We start from the raw sequence: 15,407 nt of genomic DNA, 5'->3' as shown, positions 1-15,407 counted from the left end.
AATATTTTTCGGGGGGAAAACAATGAAGAAATCAGCATTTTGGCTGCTTTCGCTTCTGCTTGTCATGTCTGTATTCCTTGCAGCATGTTCTGGCGGCGGAGAAAAAGCGAACACTGAAAAGGAACCAAAAGATGATGGGAAAGCATCTGGAGAAGTAAAAGAAGGCGGCACAGTAACATTCGGTTACACACAGCCATTTAAAGGCGTTTTATCTTTTGCTTATTATGAAGGTGAAGATGATGCAAATGCCCTTCAATTTATGCATGAAGGATTGCTCAAAGTAAATGATGAGCTTATTTCTGAACCGAACTTGGCAGACTATGAGTTATCTGAAGACAATACTAAATTAACCTTCAAGCTTAAGCAAGGTGTTAAATGGCATGATGGTGAAGAATTAACAGCGGAAGATATGGAATTTGCTTGGTATTTAATTGCAGATCCAACTTATGAAGGTGCTCGTTTTGCTAACGTAGCAATGATCAAAGGTGCTCAAGAATATAAAGATGGTAAAGCTGACAAAATTGAAGGTATCAAGGTAGTAGACGATTATACAATTGAGGTAACAGTAACTGAGCCTTCTGTTAACTTGTTGGAAAATATTTGGATTTATCCTGAGCCAAAGCACTACTACGGAGATATTTCTTCTAAAGAGCTTCCGGATGCCGATCAAATTCGTAAAGCTCCAATCGGTGTAGGTCCTTTTAAAGTGAAAAACATCGTACCTGGCGAAATGATCGAATTTGAGCGTTTTGATGATTACTGGCAGGGACCAGCCAAATTGGATGGCGTAGTTTACAAAATCATTGATGGTTCTCTTGCGCAAGGTTTGGTACAAAACGGAGAAATTGATGTTATTGAAGCTCCAAAAGATCAGTGGGAAGCTATTAAAGCTCTTGATAATGTAAATCCTGTAGAAGCAGATGCTATGTCTTACAGCTATATTGCTTTTGACTGGGGGCACTATGACACTAAAAAAGGTGTAGTAGTATCTGATAATAAGAAGTTCCAGAACAAATCCCTTCGCCATGCAATGGCACATGCCATTGACCGTCAGGCATTTATCGATGGTTTTGCAAACGGCTTAGGAAAACCATTAAACACTCCTTTCCCTTCAGTATCATGGGCTAAGATTGATGATTCAGAAATCAATCCATATGAGTATGATCCTGAAAAAGCAAAGAAATTACTTGACGAAGCAGGTTATGTGGACAAAGACGGCGACGGCTTCCGTGAAGATCCAGAAGGAAAGCCATTCACAATTAACTTTGATGCAATGGCAGGCGCTGAAACTTCAGAGGCACGTGCTCAATTCATCCTGCAATCCTGGCAGGAAGTTGGCTTAAACGCAAAGCTTAACGGCGGTTCATTAAAAGATTTCAACCTTTTCTATGACACTATCGAAGCAGATGATCCATCTGTTGAAACATTCATGGGTGCATGGGGACTTGCAAATGATCCAGATCCAGCTGGAATCTGGTTATCTACTGATAAGTGGAACATGTGGAGATGGTACAATGAAAAGTCTGATGAGCTAATTAAGAAGGGTGTTGCATTCCCTGAAGATGCAAGTAAAGATGTTACTGAACACCGTCAGGAAGTCTATAATGAATGGCAAAAGCTAGTTAATGAAGAATTGCCTATCATCTTCTTCGAGCAGCGTGTAGATCCATGGGCGATCAACAAGCGTGTTGGCGGAGTTAAAGTAACACCATTTGGAACAGATGAGTTCCACAAGTGGCACATTGTAGAGTAACAGAATAATAGGAACCTGTATTCCTTGGGGGAGTTGCTCCTCCAAGGAATACAAGTTTAACCAGCGAATAAATTTTTGTTTGGTAAGGGGAATGGAAATGCTACAGTACACAATTCGACGACTCATAGGTATGATTCCCATAATTTTCCTTATCTCGGTAGTGGTTTTCACCCTGGCAAAGCTTATGCCTGGTGATGCACTATCTGGAAAAATTGACCCATTAAACTCAGATCCGGAATATATTGAAGAAATGCGTGAGCAGATGGGATTGAACGATCCTATTCCTGTGCAGTATGTCCGCTGGATGAGTGGTGTGGTACAAGGGGATTTTGGAGATTCATTTGTTCATAAGCGCCCGGTTATGGAATTAATTGGTGACCGTTTGCCGAACACGATTATTTTAGGAATATCAGCTCTATTAATTACTTATTTCTTAGCCTTTTTAATGGGAAGATACTCTGGGCGGTTTGCCTATAGCATTGGAGATTATTTAATATCAGCGTTTAACTATCTAGCACTTGCAATTCCAAGCTTTGTTGCAGCTTTAGTTGCCATTTATGTTTTTGCCATCAATCTTGGATGGGTTCCAGCCAGTGGAAGTATCGGCAGCGGGGTAGAAGCAGGGACACTGGAATATTACTTAAGTAAAGCCAAACATACAGTCTTGCCGGCTATAGTACTTGGAGCCATGGCTACAGCCGCTTATACACAGTTCTTGAGAAATGATATGATCGAAAGCTCTCGCAAAGATTATGTTCGTACAGCAAGAGCTAAAGGTACGAAAGAATCTGCGATTTATAATAAGCACATTCTAAGAAACTCAATCATACCTATTGTTACTTTACTTGGATTCGATATTGCCAACCTATTTGGAGGGGCAATTATCACAGAAACCATTTTCACATACCCTGGCATCGGTTATTTATTCGTAGAATCAGTTAATTCACGTGATTATTCAGTCATGATGGCTATTGCCATGATGCTGACTATTTTAACACTAATTGGAAATTTAGTTGCAGATTTACTATATGGATTAGTAGATCCGCGTATTCGTTTAAGTTAGGTAGGTGAGAGTATGGAACCATCAATTTCACAGCAAACTTCGCCTGGTTTAGCAGAGCCTGTTAAACCGCCGAAGAGTCAATCACCATGGGCTCTCGCCCGCCGCAAGTTTTTGCGCAATAAAGCAGCAATGATCAGTCTTGTTTTCCTGCTGCTGGTCTGTGTAATGTCCATATTAGCTGAGCCGCTGACTATGCCGGTTGAGGAGACAGCTAAGATTAATTTAACACAAATGAGCAAAGAACCATCTGCTGACCATTACTTCGGCACTGACAAGTCTGGCCGGGACGTTTTTGCCAGAACTCTTCACGGCGGCAAGACATCACTCTTGCTTGCATTCTCTATCACGCTGGCTGTTATTACCATTGGTACTCTAGTTGGTGCTACTGCCGGATACTTTGGCGGCTGGGTCGATAATGCCCTGATGAGATTTACAGACTTTATGATGAACTTTCCATTCCTGCTGTTTGTTATCGTATTGAAATCCATTTTTATCGAATCAAGTACAGGAACCCTCATATTTGTAATAAGTGTACTAAGCTGGACAGGAACGGCACGTCTGGTGCGAAGCAAGGTCATGGCTGAGAAGGAAAATGAGTATATTATGAGTGCTGTATCCATTGGATGCTCTGCACCAAAAACCATTTTTAAACACTTGCTGCCGAACGTCATGTCAACCATTATTGTTCAGGCAACCATTACTCTTGCAGCGATGATTGTAGCTGAGACAGGCCTAAGCTTCCTCGGATTTGGTGTACCAATCAACATTCCAACCTGGGGGAACATGCTTCAGGAAGCAAGAAGTCCTGATGTTTTAACAAGTAAATGGTGGATTTGGATTCCGCCTGCTGCGATTCTGACGTTTACAATCCTATCAATCAACTTCATAGGGGAAGGCTTGAAAGATGCCTTCAACCCTAAATCCAACAGATAGCAAAAAAAACGCCTCTAATAAGGCGTTTTTTTGCTGTCTTGTGGCCTATAGCTTGTACATATCTAAACAAATGCCTTCATATACATGTAAAAAAGATAGTGGGAGTGAGTTTATGGCAGCAATAAAACCTTTTATGACTCACAAATATAGTAAAGAACATGTTATTTAGGGCATTTTGGCTTTTAACGGGGTTTGGAGTCTCTGTTTCGGGAGGAGTCAGTGTCATAGGGTACTTGAATTTGCTTACAACTGGACAAACCTTCAAAGAATATTTGCATTTTATCACCTATCGCCCGGAATGCTATTTGCTTCCGATTGGAATAATTATCATTACATTGAGCATATATCTTCCCTATTCAAATGAGGATGATTAAAAGAGTATCTCATCAAAATAATGCTTGCTAATTACAAAAAATGGATTGTGAGTGCAATATAGGAATAAATTTACTGCCTGCTGCCCATACTGAGTGACAAATAGTTTGTTGAAGTGGGGGTTGAAAAATGTTGTATCTTCATGATGTTTGGGTGAATTGGTTTGAAGGAGAAGAAAATGGATACAATGTATGCCATTTTCATGAATGGAGAAAAGATGATGGGGTAGAACTGCTTGACCAGGTTCCGCTGCTGAAGATTGACCCGGTCCTTTTTAATTATATTGAGAATGATCTTTCTGAGCTGCCACAACAACTGCTAGATGACATTTATCAAAAAGCTTACTTAAGGAAAAATCATGAACGCATCCAATTGGAGTATTGCTTTGTTGTATCAGATGGGACAGGCATACTGGCTGTAGATACAATCGGCTACAATATTCCAATCAGAAAAAGCAGGTTAATACCAAGGCAGGAGCAGCTGGCATATGAAATGCTGGAAAATCAGGAAACGGCTAATTACTCTTTTAATGATCAAACCGCATTGAAGGAATTCCATATTCTTTCTCCTTCTCCGGATTTGATGGCAGGACTGACAAGAAAAGAAAGACAGCTTAAACAGCTTCTGTTTATGGCGCTGGATCAGCTTCATTCCTCCAAAAATGATGCTGAAATCCGATATTGGTATACGGAGTGGAGCCCTGAACGTTATACGAAAATACAATCAATGAATTTTGAAGAGGCCTGGTATGAATTATTTGATGAAAGTAAATACGGCTGGTCAAGTAAACATGAAAAGTTTTGTGAAAACTTAATAAAAGGACAGCCGTTTTTTGAGAAGTTGTGGGAAATGGAGCATGGTCCAAAAGTAAATTAAAAAAAACAGCCCAAGGCTGTTTTTTTATTTTCTCTTTCTGCCAAGTCCCATGGCGTTTTCCATTTTTTTAATCATTTTGTATGCGACTTTATTAGCTTTTTCAGCTCCTTGATCAAGTACAAGATCAAGTTCTTCAGATTCCATTAATGCATAGTATTTATCCTGAATGGGTTTAATTGTTCCAATAACAATATCAGAAAGGCCGGCTTTAAATTCCCCGTATCCTTTGCCTTTATATTCTCCTTCGATTTCTGCAACGGTTTTACCTGAAAGTATTGAATAAATGGAAAGGAGATTAGATACTCCTGGTTTGTTTTCCTTATCATACTTAACAATGCCTTCAGAATCTGTTACGGCACTTTTTATTTTCTTCTCAATTTGTTTTGGGTCATCTAATAATGAAATAAATGATTTTTTATTTGGATCAGATTTGCTCATTTTCTTTAATGGATCCTGAAGTGACATTACTCTTGCGCCTTCTTTGGCGATTCTGACATCTGGAACAGTGAAGATGTCATTGTACTTCTTATTGAATCTCTCAGCAAGATCGCGGGTTAATTCCAAGTGCTGTTTTTGATCCTCTCCAACCGGAACCAAGTCTGTATTGTATAGAAGGATATCTGCAGCCATCAAAGGGGGATAGGTCAGCAGTCCTGCAGATACGGCATCTTTACCTTCTGATTTGTCTTTGAACTGAGTCATGCGCTCGAGCTCACCGATGTAAGAAACACACTGCATCATCCAGCCTGCCTGGGCATGGGCTGGAACTTCCGATTGGATGAACAGGGTGGATTTCTCAGGGTCGATTCCAACAGCCAAATATAGGGCAGCAAGACTTCGAATGTTTTTCCTCAATTCCAGTCTGTCCTGGGGAACAGTTATGGCGTGCTGATCAACAATGCAAAAATAGCAGTTGTAGTCATTCTGCAGTTCAACAAATTGTTTCATTGCACCAATGTAATTGCCAAGAGTAATTGTGCCGCTGGGCTGGATGCCGGAAAATATAGTTTTCATGTTTTTCCTCCTTTAATCGGCTTAAAAGATCATGAATTGTCAGGTGTTGAAGTGAAGTTTGTCATGTAATTATAAAAAATGGCATAAAAAAGAACCATTCATCCCTATAAAATAGGGACGAATGGTCCGCGTTGCCACCCTAATTACTCAAAAACTGAGTCACTCTGCCCTATGCAGAAAAACGCATAGGTCCCCGATAACGCAGGGAAGCGCCTGAAAAATCAGAGGCTCAAAAGTCCATTCGATTTACCGGGCTGCCTGTTTGCACCATCCACAGACTCTCTGCTAACCCTGGGTAAATGTACTACTCTTTTTTCATTGCCGACAAGATCATTTATTTTTTTCGTATTATATTATAAGGTAAACTATTCGGACACAAAAATCAAGCACAGAATAAGAAATTAAAGGGCGTTCATGCCTGTAGTTCAAGGAGATGTTTTACCAATATATGGTTGAAAAACCTGGTAAAATAGCAAAATATCTTAAAAAAAAAATTTTTTTTATTATCTCAAAAATCTTAATTTATAAGACTTTTTGACGAAAAATGTCGCACTTCAAGGAATTGCATGTACAAAAAGCCACTTGCAATAAGTTTTTAAACTATTTATAATAAACGTAACAAACATAACTTTACGAATTTGTTACATTTAAAACAAAACTATATCACTCCAGATTGCGAGAATATGGTGCATATTGAGTAAGTTTATAGCTTACATATTATAGGTTAATCTATTTAATCTGAATTATCAGAATATAAGGATAATCTATCGTTAAGAGAATATAAACTTGCTTTTTTTGTTGCCTTTTAAATAGTCTGCAAATTTTTTAAATTGAATTAACAGACTATTTAAGTAATATATCTGGGGCGCACAGTTGTGTTTTTTGTGAAAGACAAATGGTAAGGGGATTGTTTGAGGAAATTAATAGGGGGTTAATACCGTGAACAAAAGATTATCGATCTTTTTTAGCATGCTGCTTGTGCTAAGTATGTTCCTTGCTGCATGCAGCGGCGGCGGAGACAATGCTGACGGCGGCGAAAAAGGCGGAGATGACGGCGGAAAGTCTGATGTACCGCAGGAATTAAGAGTAAATATCAACACTGAACCACCATCATTAAACCCAGGCTTAGCAGAGGATGCCACATCTGGTACAGTTCTTCGCCAGGTTCTTGAAGGTTTGACTCGTATTGGCAAAGAAGGAAAGCCTGAAAATGCAATGGCAGAAGATGTTCAGGTTTCTGATGACCAAAAGACTTACACTTTCAAAATCCGTGATGCAAAGTGGTCTAATGGAGACCCTGTAACTGCTAATGACTTTGTATATGCTTGGAAGTGGGCACTTGATCCAGCTAACAACTCAACATATGCATACCAGCTTTACTACATCGAAGGTGCTGAAGCAGCCAACACTGGCAAAGGCTCACTTGATGCTGTAGGCGTTAAAGCAGTAGATGACAAAACTCTTGAAGTAAAGCTTGTTAACCCAACTCCATATTTCTTGGAATTGACAGCTTTCTATACTTACCTGCCGGTTAACAGCAAAGTTGCAGAAGCTAATCCAGAGTGGGCAACTGATGCTGGTGAAAACTATACAACTAACGGACCTTTCCATTTAACAGAATGGTCTCACAGCGATAAAATCGTTCTTGAAAAGAGCGAAACTTATTGGGATGCTGAATCAGTTAAGCTGGACAGCATTGAAATGATCATGATCAATGATCCGAACACTGAATTATCAATGTTTGACAATGGAGAACTAGATTGGGCTGGAGCTCCTACTGGTGCACTTCCAACTGATGCTATGCAGGCTCTTAAAGATGATGGCCGTTTAGTAACAAACCCAATTGCAGGTATTTACAACTACAAATTCAATACAACTGTTGAACCTTTCAACAATGTTAATATTCGTAAGGCGTTTGCACACGCGATCAACCGTCAGGAAATCATCGACAATATCCTTCAGGGTGAACAGCTTCCAGCTATGGCGATTGTTCCTCCATCAATGTTTGAAGAAAATGAAAAAGGTTATTTCCCTGACAATGATGTAGAAAAAGCAAAAGAGTATTTACAAAAAGGTCTTGAAGAGCTTGGCTATAAAGATGCTTCTGAGCTTCCAGCAGTAACGCTATCTTACAACACTTCTGAAGCACACCAAAAGATTGCTCAGGCAATTCAGGATATGTGGAAGCAAAATCTTGGTGTTGAAGTAACCCTAGATAATGCTGAGTGGAATGTATTCCTTGATAAGGTAAATCAAATGGATTACCAAGTGGCACGTATGGGCTGGCTAGGTGACTTTAACGACGCAATGAACTTCCTTGAAATGTATCGTGACGCTGATGGCGGAAATAACAATACTGGATGGGAAAGCAAAGAGTTCCAGGATCTGCTTGCTAAGTCTTCAACTGAAACAGACCCTGAAGCTCGCCAGCAGCTATTAAAAGATGCTGAAGCAATCTTCATGGAAGATATGCCGGTAGCACCAATTTACTTCTACACTAATAACTGGGTACAGGCTGATAACTTAAAAGATGTTGTTGTATCTGGTCTTGGTGATGTTCAGTACAAGTGGGCACACTTTGAATAAAAAATATTGATTAAGACGAAAGGTATATGGGATTAATTGTCCCATATACCTTCGTTTCTGATTAAGGCATAGTAATAAATTGGAGGTGTTTGACAATGGCGAAATATATTGGAAAACGCTTGCTGTACATGCTTCTGTCTTTATGGATGATCGTTACGGCAACTTTTTTCTTCATGCGCATTGCACCCGGAAACCCTTTTGCATCTGAGAAAAAACTTCCTCCCGAAATTGAAGCTAACCTGAATGCTCATTTTGGCTTGGACAAGCCTTGGTATGCACAATATTGGGAGTATCTTGTTCGTATCGTGAATTGGGATTTCGGCCCGTCATTTAAATATAAAAGTCAAACTGTTAACGACTTGATTAATGAAGGTTTCCCTGTTTCATTTCTTCTTGGAATGGAAGCCATTTTTATCGCCGTTGCAGTAGGGGTTCTTTTAGGAATTATTGCGGCATTAAAGCACAATAGATGGCCGGATTACACAGCAATGATTGTGGCTGTATTAGGTATCTCAGTACCTTCCTTTATCATGGCATCATTCCTGCAATATTTCCTGGCAATAAAAATGGGTATTTTCCCTGTAGCACGGTGGGAAACTTTTATGCACAGCGTTCTGCCAGCCGTGGCATTGGCTTCAACACCAATGGCGTTTATCGCGAGGTTAACCCGTTCGAGCATGCTTGAAGTTCTGGCGAATGATTATATTAAGACTGCTAAATCAAAAGGTTTAAGCAGGGGAGTAATTACAGTAAAACATACGATTCGTAATGCCCTTTTACCAGTAGTAACTTATATGGGGCCATTGACAGCGGGTATTTTAACAGGAAGTTTCGTTATTGAAAGAATCTTCGGTATTCCTGGACTTGGTGCGCACTTTGTAACTAGTATCAACAACCGTGACTATACGGTCATAATGGGTGTAACCGTTTTCTACAGTATTCTGTTGCTTGTATCTATTCTCCTTGTTGACATTGCATACGGAATCATCGACCCACGCATCAAACTTGCAGGCGGGAAGAAAGGAGAGTAATTATGCAGATTTCGAAAGATAAATTTAAATTAGTCGGAACACAGCTTGGTGAAGCTGAGAAAATTTCAAAACCAAGTCTTTCTTTCTGGAAGGATGTATTTATTAGATTTCGAAAAAACAAGCTTGCCCTGTTTGGATTAGTATTATTAGGACTGCTGATCTTCATGGCAATCTTTGGACCATATATGACTCCATATGATTATGCATCAAATGATCTAAGCAACAAAAACCAGCCGCCTTCTTCTGAACATTGGTTTGGAACGGATGATCTTGGTCGTGACATGTTTGCCCGTACATGGGAAGGTGCACGAATTTCCATCTTCATTGGAGTTGCAGCAGCTGTAATTGATTTGATTATTGGTGTGCTTTGGGGAGGTATTGCCGGTTATAAAGGCGGACGCACAGATGAAGGAATGATGCGATTTGCCGATATTTTATATGGTGTACCTTATCTATTATTAGTAATCTTGTTAATGGTTGTACTTGGACAGGGATTGTCGACAATGATTATAGCCATGTCCATAACTGGATGGATCAATATGTCGCGAATCGTCCGTGGTCAGGTGTTATCTCTTAAAAATCAGGAATATGTACTGGCTGCCAAAACGCTTGGTGCCAATACAAGCAGGATTATGGGCAAACACTTAATTCCAAATTCAATGGGGCCTATCCTAGTCACCATGACGCTGACTGTCCCATCTGCTATTTTCACTGAAGCATTCCTAAGCTTTATTGGTCTTGGGCTAACACCGCCGATTGCGAGCTGGGGAACAATGGCCAATGATGGACTTGCGGCTATGCGGTACTACCCATGGCGCTTATTCTTCCCTGCTGTGTTTATCTGCTTAACAATCTTTGCATTTAACGTGGTTGGTGACGGCTTGCGTGATGCTCTAGATCCAAGAATGCGTAAATAAGGAGTGAGAACATGGAAAAATTACTTGAAGTAAAAAATTTAGAAGTCTCATTCCAAACATATGGAGGTACAGTAAAAGCAGTCCGTGGAGTCAGCTTTGACCTTCATAAGGGAGAGACGCTTGCGATTGTTGGTGAATCAGGGTCAGGCAAAAGTGTTACTTCCCAGTCTATTATGAAGTTAATACCTATGCCGCCAGGCCAAATTTCAGGCGGGCAAATCCTGCTTAGCGGTGATGACATCGTGCCCAAAACAGAAAAACAAATGGAAAAGATCCGCGGCAAAGAAATCAGTATGATCTTCCAGGATCCAATGACATCATTGAATCCGACGATGAGAGTTGGAACACAGATAATGGAAGTGCTGATTAAACATCAGAATATGTCTAAAACTGATGCCAAAAATAGAGCAATAGAATTACTGAGACTTGTTGGTATTCCGATGCCTGAGAAAAGGGTAAATCAATATCCGCATGAATTCTCCGGCGGTATGAGACAGCGTGCGATGATTGCGATCGCTCTTGCAGCCAATCCCAAGCTGCTTATCGCTGATGAGCCGACAACTGCACTTGACGTTACGATTCAGGCGCAAATTCTGGAGCTAATGAAAGATCTGCAAAATAAAATGGATACATCCATTATCTTTATTACGCATGACCTCGGTGTTGTAGCAAATGTTGCGGACCGGGTAGCTGTAATGTATGCTGGCCAGATTGTTGAAATGGGTACTGTAGATGAAATATTCTATGACCCGCGTCACCCTTATACATGGGGATTGCTTGCATCCATGCCAAGCTTAGAAAATGATGAGAAAGCTGAATTAGCTGCTATTCCAGGGACGCCCCCGGATCTGACGAATCCTCCAAAAGGAGACGCGTTTGCAGCAAGAAATCAATATGCACTTGCAATTGATTTTGAAGAAGAGCCGCCGATGTTCCAAATCTCAGAAACACATTTTGCAAAAACATGGCTTCTTCACCCGGATGCTCCTAAGGTTGAGCCGCCGGAAGCAGTAAAAAAACGTATGCGCCAATTATCCTCCACTTTTGAAAAGCCTGTACTAGTCAAGGAGGGAAAATAGTAATGGCAGAAAAATTGCTTGAAATTAAAAACTTAAAACAGCATTTTAATGTTGGCCGTCCGAATATGGTGAAAGCAGTTGATGGGATTACTTTTGATATTTATAAGGGTGAGACCCTTGGACTTGTTGGTGAGTCTGGCTGCGGTAAATCAACTACTGGACGAACAATTATCAGATTATACGATGCAACTGATGGGCAGGTTCTTTTTGAAGGTGAAGATGTTCACGGCAAAAAATCTGCAAAAGAACTGAAAAAGTTTAACCGGAAAATGCAAATGATCTTCCAGGATCCTTATGCTTCCTTAAACCCTCGTATGACGGTTGCCGATATTATTGCTGAAGGAATCGATATTCACGGTTTGGCAAAGAGCAAAAAGGAACGTATGGAGAGGGTATACGAACTTTTGGACACTGTTGGTCTGAACAAAGAACATGCTAACCGTTACCCTCATGAATTCTCTGGCGGGCAGAGACAGAGAATCGGGATTGCGCGCGCTCTTGCAGTTGACCCGGATTTCATTATTGCCGATGAGCCCATTTCAGCATTGGACGTTTCCATTCAGGCACAGGTAGTAAACCTTATGAAAAAGCTGCAGCGTGAAAAAGGATTGACATATCTGTTTATCGCACATGATTTATCTATGGTAAAATACATCAGTGACCGCATTGGTGTTATGTACTTCGGTAAACTGGTTGAACTTGCACCAGCAGAAGATTTATATAATAATCCAATGCACCCTTATACTCAATCACTGCTGTCAGCTATTCCGCTTCCAGATCCTGAAACGGAACGGTCCCGCAGAAGAAAATCTTATGATCCGGCAGTTCACAATTACGCTGACAATGAAAAGCTGGAAATGCGCGAAATAACAGCTGGTCATTTTGTTTATTGCTCTGAAAAAGAGTATAACGAATTAAAAGCTAAATATGCCAAATAACAAAAAACGATCTCTACTGAGATCGTTTTTTACATCCTGGAAAAGTAAATGTTCGCTATAAAGGAATTACCAAGATGTAAATTGCCCAGTCACATATGGAGAGAGTGGAAATTCTCTTTAACACTTTTATCCGCTAATGTGTGCTTTTATATATAATACCTCATTTTCCGGAATATTACTATGAGAATTTTCAATTATTTTTATTTTTCCGTCATTTTGTTTATTTAAACATGAATTTCATATTTTTTAATTAAATTTGGTTTAAAGAGTACTTAAAAAGATAATTTAGTATAATGATAGTTCTTAATTCTTTGAAAAAATTTATAATGGAGGTAGCAAGAGAATGATTAGAAAAGGGGGCATAACATGTGAAGTCATTAAAGTTAGCTGCTGCCTTAATGTTAGTGTCAGCTATATTTACAGTCAATCCAAGTGAGGCAAAAGAACAGGAAAATCTGGAAGCAGGACAAAACCCCCAAAGGGAACATGTTTCGCTTGTGAAAACTCTCCCAGAAAAAGTAAGCCGTTTTCAATTTGATTCTGGCTTTCATTTTCAATATCCAGATGCTGTAAGGGGCATATATGTCACGGGCCACTCAGCAGGGGGAGAAAAATTTAATAAATTAGTGAAAATGATGGATGAAACCGATTTGAATGCGATGGTAATCGATATTAAGGACGATTGGGGGAACTTAACGTATATTCCAGAAGAAAAATCACCCTATACCGATATCGGCAAGCCTTACATAAAGGATCCTAAAAAAGTCTTGAAAACCATGGAAGAAAAGCAAATTTATCCGATTGCCCGGGTGGTCGTTTTCAAGGATTCTATTCTGGCGAATAAAAAGCCTGAATGGTCATATAAAGAAGGAAATACAGTATGGAAGAATGGCAGAGGTGAATCCTTTGTAAATCCATTTTTAAAAGAAGTTTGGGATTACAATATTGGAATTGCAATCGAAGCTGCAAAAATGGGGTTTCAGGAGATTCAATTTGACTATGTCCGATTTCCTGAGGGGTTTGAACACCGTGACAGCTCTTTGAAATATAGTATGGGTGAATACGAAGGTCTTAAAATTGAAAATGTACAAAAGCGTGTAAGTGCGGTTACTGATTTTGTCGAGTATGCCAGGAAGCAGCTCGAGCCATATGGGGTAAAGGTCTCGGTCGATATCTTTGGCTACACGGCGACCCTTCCTGAGGCACCGGGAATTGGCCAAAATTTCTCTAAGATCTCAGAACATGTGGATGTAATTTCTTCTATGATTTATCCAAGCCACTGGACATCTTATTTCGGCATTGCCAAGCCGGACCTGGAACCTTATAAGCTGGTTTCTGAATATGCTAAACTTGAGAAGCGAAAGTTGGGAGAGTTAGATAGTCCTCCTGTATCCAGACCATGGCTACAGGACTTTACAGCCTCTTATTTAGGAGCAGGAAACTATAAGGAGTATGGAAGAGCGGAAGTTGAAGCTCAAATAAAGGCACTGAAAGAACAGGGAATTAATGAATTCCTTTTATGGAATGCAGGTAATTCGTATACACAAAATGTGGATTATACACCATGAAAGCAAAAAGAGGCCGATTATTTCGGTCTCTTTTTGCTTTGTATATCAATTAATTAAGTTACATATTATTTGACACGAATTTTGTATACGGTATCATAGTATAGAGGCATAGGCTATTGCTTTTTTTGTCCGCCTACGCTTTTCCATCCAGTCTGCACTCTTGCGGATTGATCCACGAATTCGGATTTATTTTTACCGCCAAAAATCTTTTCTCCAATACCATTAGTTAGTACACCTAACAAGGCAGTAAATCCAATTATAAGCAATGCAACAATTGTTAAATCAGTTATGTAACCAACCATGATAAACCTCCATCTTTCTTTTCACAGTCTCCTGTGATTAGTTAGTGTTTAAACATCCCTAATCATATTTTATTCGAAATTTTCCAGTATTAAAAGGGGAAATTCCACAAATACTTAAATTGATTGGAAATAATATCAGACTAAGTAAGTAAGTGGAAAGGAAAGCTGGGAGCTTATCATGCTGGAATAAATATTCATGCCCTTAAAACAATACTTTGTTTACGGGCAAAAAAGGAGAAGATCCATGCATTGGTATGAAAAACTGAATCAATATTTCCCGATTGAAGAAATGAAATCAAGAGAGCATATGGAAACCTTATTAAAGGAACGGTCAGACATCTATCATAAAGAAGAAGGTCCACATCATGTGCTTATGTATGTTGAACTGGATAACTTTGTTTTTATTGATTATCTGTTTGTTTCGAAGGAATCCAGAGGACAGGGACTTGGCCATAAACTACTTCAAACTCTTAAAGCCAAAGGCAAACCGATCATATTGGAAGTGGAGCCGGTTGATTATGAAGACACGGATACTGAAAAGCGTCTTAAGTTCTATAAAAGAGAAGGGTTTGAGCATGCCCAATCAATCGGGTACAGCCGCCGGTCTCTTGCGACCAATGAAATCAATACAATGGAAATTCTATATTGGTCCCCAGAGAACGAAAGTGAAGAAATGATTTATGAAGCCATGAAGAAAACCTATGAAATGATTCACACTTATAAAGATTCGCATTTTTATGGAAAGTCATATCAGCCAGTAGATGAGGTTCTGACTTATGAAGAAGATAAAAATGGAACGGATGTCTTAGAGGATTTATAAGGATTTGGAAAAACACGGCCATTTTTGTAAATGGCTGTGTTTTCATTTTCATTAATTAATTGAGAAAATATTAATAAGCATTTTGGTTTATTAAAAATTAACAAGGGTATATAAAGAATAATTTAGTAATGAACTAAAAAAATTCATACATAAAA

Annotated in this window: 14 protein-coding genes and 1 other annotated feature; of the genes, 12 read left to right on the top strand and 2 right to left on the bottom strand. The window is 39.5% G+C overall.

Translation table 11 applies throughout. The annotated features are described in order from the left end of the window. The first annotated feature begins 22 nt into the window (after positions 1 to 22). From opp4A to AC3WTL_RS09610, 5 genes are all read left to right on the top strand, one after another. Positions 23 to 1,753 carry an oligopeptide ABC transporter substrate-binding protein gene (gene opp4A / locus AC3WTL_RS09630; protein WP_048010964.1) on the top strand — a complete coding sequence of 577 codons (1,731 nt, stop codon included), beginning with the start codon at positions 23 to 25 and terminating at the stop codon, positions 1,751 to 1,753. Positions 1,754 to 1,850: 97 nt separating this feature from the next. Beyond that, positions 1,851 to 2,816, top strand: coding sequence for an oligopeptide ABC transporter permease (gene opp4B / locus AC3WTL_RS09625; RefSeq protein WP_048010963.1), 966 nt, complete (start codon positions 1,851 to 1,853; stop codon positions 2,814 to 2,816). 12 nt (positions 2,817 to 2,828) lie between these two features. Continuing rightward, the gene (opp4C, locus tag AC3WTL_RS09620) at positions 2,829 to 3,749 is read left to right on the top strand and encodes an oligopeptide ABC transporter permease (protein ID WP_035327219.1); all 921 of its coding nucleotides are present in this window, start codon (positions 2,829 to 2,831) and stop codon (positions 3,747 to 3,749) included. Between the two features lie 158 nt (positions 3,750 to 3,907). Continuing rightward, positions 3,908 to 4,123 (top strand): YuzI family membrane protein, encoded by a 216-nt coding sequence (locus AC3WTL_RS09615; protein WP_076256683.1) that lies wholly within the window; start codon positions 3,908 to 3,910, stop codon positions 4,121 to 4,123. A 127-nt stretch (positions 4,124 to 4,250) separates the two neighbouring features. Beyond that, positions 4,251 to 4,997 (top strand): YjbA family protein, encoded by a 747-nt coding sequence (locus AC3WTL_RS09610; RefSeq protein ID WP_048010961.1) that lies wholly within the window; start codon positions 4,251 to 4,253, stop codon positions 4,995 to 4,997. 24 nt (positions 4,998 to 5,021) lie between these two features. Here the strand turns inward: AC3WTL_RS09610 and trpS are convergent, their stop codons facing one another. Then, a complete protein-coding gene (trpS, locus tag AC3WTL_RS09605) occupies positions 5,022 to 6,011 on the bottom strand; it encodes a tryptophan--tRNA ligase (protein WP_248346693.1) in 990 nt (329 codons plus the stop codon). A 110-nt stretch (positions 6,012 to 6,121) separates the two neighbouring features. Further along, positions 6,122 to 6,339 (bottom strand) — a binding site (T-box leader). Between the two features lie 611 nt (positions 6,340 to 6,950). On the opposite strand from trpS, the gene AC3WTL_RS09600 reads away from it, so the two are divergent. From AC3WTL_RS09600 to AC3WTL_RS09575, 6 genes are all read left to right on the top strand, one after another. Next, positions 6,951 to 8,597, top strand: coding sequence for a peptide ABC transporter substrate-binding protein (locus AC3WTL_RS09600; protein ID WP_048010959.1), 1,647 nt, complete (start codon positions 6,951 to 6,953; stop codon positions 8,595 to 8,597). Positions 8,598 to 8,692: 95 nt separating this feature from the next. Then, positions 8,693 to 9,628 carry an ABC transporter permease gene (locus AC3WTL_RS09595; protein ID WP_048010958.1) on the top strand — a complete coding sequence of 312 codons (936 nt, stop codon included), beginning with the start codon at positions 8,693 to 8,695 and terminating at the stop codon, positions 9,626 to 9,628. Beyond that, positions 9,628 to 10,545: an ABC transporter permease gene (locus AC3WTL_RS09590; RefSeq protein ID WP_492369388.1), complete on the top strand. Its 918-nt coding sequence runs from the start codon at positions 9,628 to 9,630 to the stop codon at positions 10,543 to 10,545. Before AC3WTL_RS09595 ends, AC3WTL_RS09590 begins: the two co-directional genes overlap by 1 nt. Before the next feature lie 11 nt (positions 10,546 to 10,556). Further along, positions 10,557 to 11,624, top strand: a complete 1,068-nt coding sequence (locus tag AC3WTL_RS09585; RefSeq protein WP_048010956.1) for an ABC transporter ATP-binding protein — start codon at positions 10,557 to 10,559, stop codon at positions 11,622 to 11,624. 2 nt (positions 11,625 to 11,626) lie between these two features. Then, positions 11,627 to 12,562 carry an ABC transporter ATP-binding protein gene (locus tag AC3WTL_RS09580; RefSeq protein WP_048010955.1) on the top strand — a complete coding sequence of 312 codons (936 nt, stop codon included), beginning with the start codon at positions 11,627 to 11,629 and terminating at the stop codon, positions 12,560 to 12,562. Between the two features lie 398 nt (positions 12,563 to 12,960). Continuing rightward, positions 12,961 to 14,130 carry a putative glycoside hydrolase gene (locus tag AC3WTL_RS09575; RefSeq protein WP_492369387.1) on the top strand — a complete coding sequence of 390 codons (1,170 nt, stop codon included), beginning with the start codon at positions 12,961 to 12,963 and terminating at the stop codon, positions 14,128 to 14,130. 113 nt (positions 14,131 to 14,243) lie between these two features. Here AC3WTL_RS09575 and AC3WTL_RS09570 read toward each other — a convergent pair whose 3' ends face one another. Next, positions 14,244 to 14,432 carry a hypothetical protein gene (locus AC3WTL_RS09570; RefSeq protein WP_076256698.1) on the bottom strand — a complete coding sequence of 63 codons (189 nt, stop codon included), beginning with the start codon at positions 14,430 to 14,432 and terminating at the stop codon, positions 14,244 to 14,246. 244 nt (positions 14,433 to 14,676) lie between these two features. Between AC3WTL_RS09570 and AC3WTL_RS09565 the strand changes: the two genes are divergently transcribed. Next, entirely contained in the window at positions 14,677 to 15,252 is a 576-nt protein-coding gene (locus AC3WTL_RS09565; RefSeq protein WP_197214649.1) for a GNAT family N-acetyltransferase, read from the top strand. The last annotated feature ends 155 nt before the right edge of the window (positions 15,253 to 15,407 follow it).

The organism is Cytobacillus sp. EB106-05-05-XG126 (assembly GCF_058791715.1).
Note: the sequence above shows the minus strand (reverse complement) of the source record. Positions and strands in the feature narration are given on the sequence as shown.

What these genes read in the sequence shown, in the direction of transcription:
- trpS (WP_248346693.1), bottom strand. Translation starts at nt 6,011, where the DNA reads ATGAAAACTATATTTTCCGGCATCCAGCCCAGCGGCACAATTACTCTT.
- AC3WTL_RS09615 (WP_076256683.1), top strand. Translation starts at nt 3,908, where the DNA reads ATGTTATTTAGGGCATTTTGGCTTTTAACGGGGTTTGGAGTCTCTGTT.
- AC3WTL_RS09575 (WP_492369387.1), top strand. Translation starts at nt 12,961, where the DNA reads ATGTTAGTGTCAGCTATATTTACAGTCAATCCAAGTGAGGCAAAAGAA.
- AC3WTL_RS09565 (WP_197214649.1), top strand. Translation starts at nt 14,677, where the DNA reads ATGCATTGGTATGAAAAACTGAATCAATATTTCCCGATTGAAGAAATG.
- AC3WTL_RS09585 (WP_048010956.1), top strand. Translation starts at nt 10,557, where the DNA reads ATGGAAAAATTACTTGAAGTAAAAAATTTAGAAGTCTCATTCCAAACA.
- AC3WTL_RS09580 (WP_048010955.1), top strand. Translation starts at nt 11,627, where the DNA reads ATGGCAGAAAAATTGCTTGAAATTAAAAACTTAAAACAGCATTTTAAT.
- AC3WTL_RS09610 (WP_048010961.1), top strand. Translation starts at nt 4,251, where the DNA reads ATGTTGTATCTTCATGATGTTTGGGTGAATTGGTTTGAAGGAGAAGAA.
- opp4C (WP_035327219.1), top strand. Translation starts at nt 2,829, where the DNA reads ATGGAACCATCAATTTCACAGCAAACTTCGCCTGGTTTAGCAGAGCCT.
- opp4B (WP_048010963.1), top strand. Translation starts at nt 1,851, where the DNA reads ATGCTACAGTACACAATTCGACGACTCATAGGTATGATTCCCATAATT.
- opp4A (WP_048010964.1), top strand. Translation starts at nt 23, where the DNA reads ATGAAGAAATCAGCATTTTGGCTGCTTTCGCTTCTGCTTGTCATGTCT.
- AC3WTL_RS09570 (WP_076256698.1), bottom strand. Translation starts at nt 14,432, where the DNA reads ATGGTTGGTTACATAACTGATTTAACAATTGTTGCATTGCTTATAATT.
- AC3WTL_RS09595 (WP_048010958.1), top strand. Translation starts at nt 8,693, where the DNA reads ATGGCGAAATATATTGGAAAACGCTTGCTGTACATGCTTCTGTCTTTA.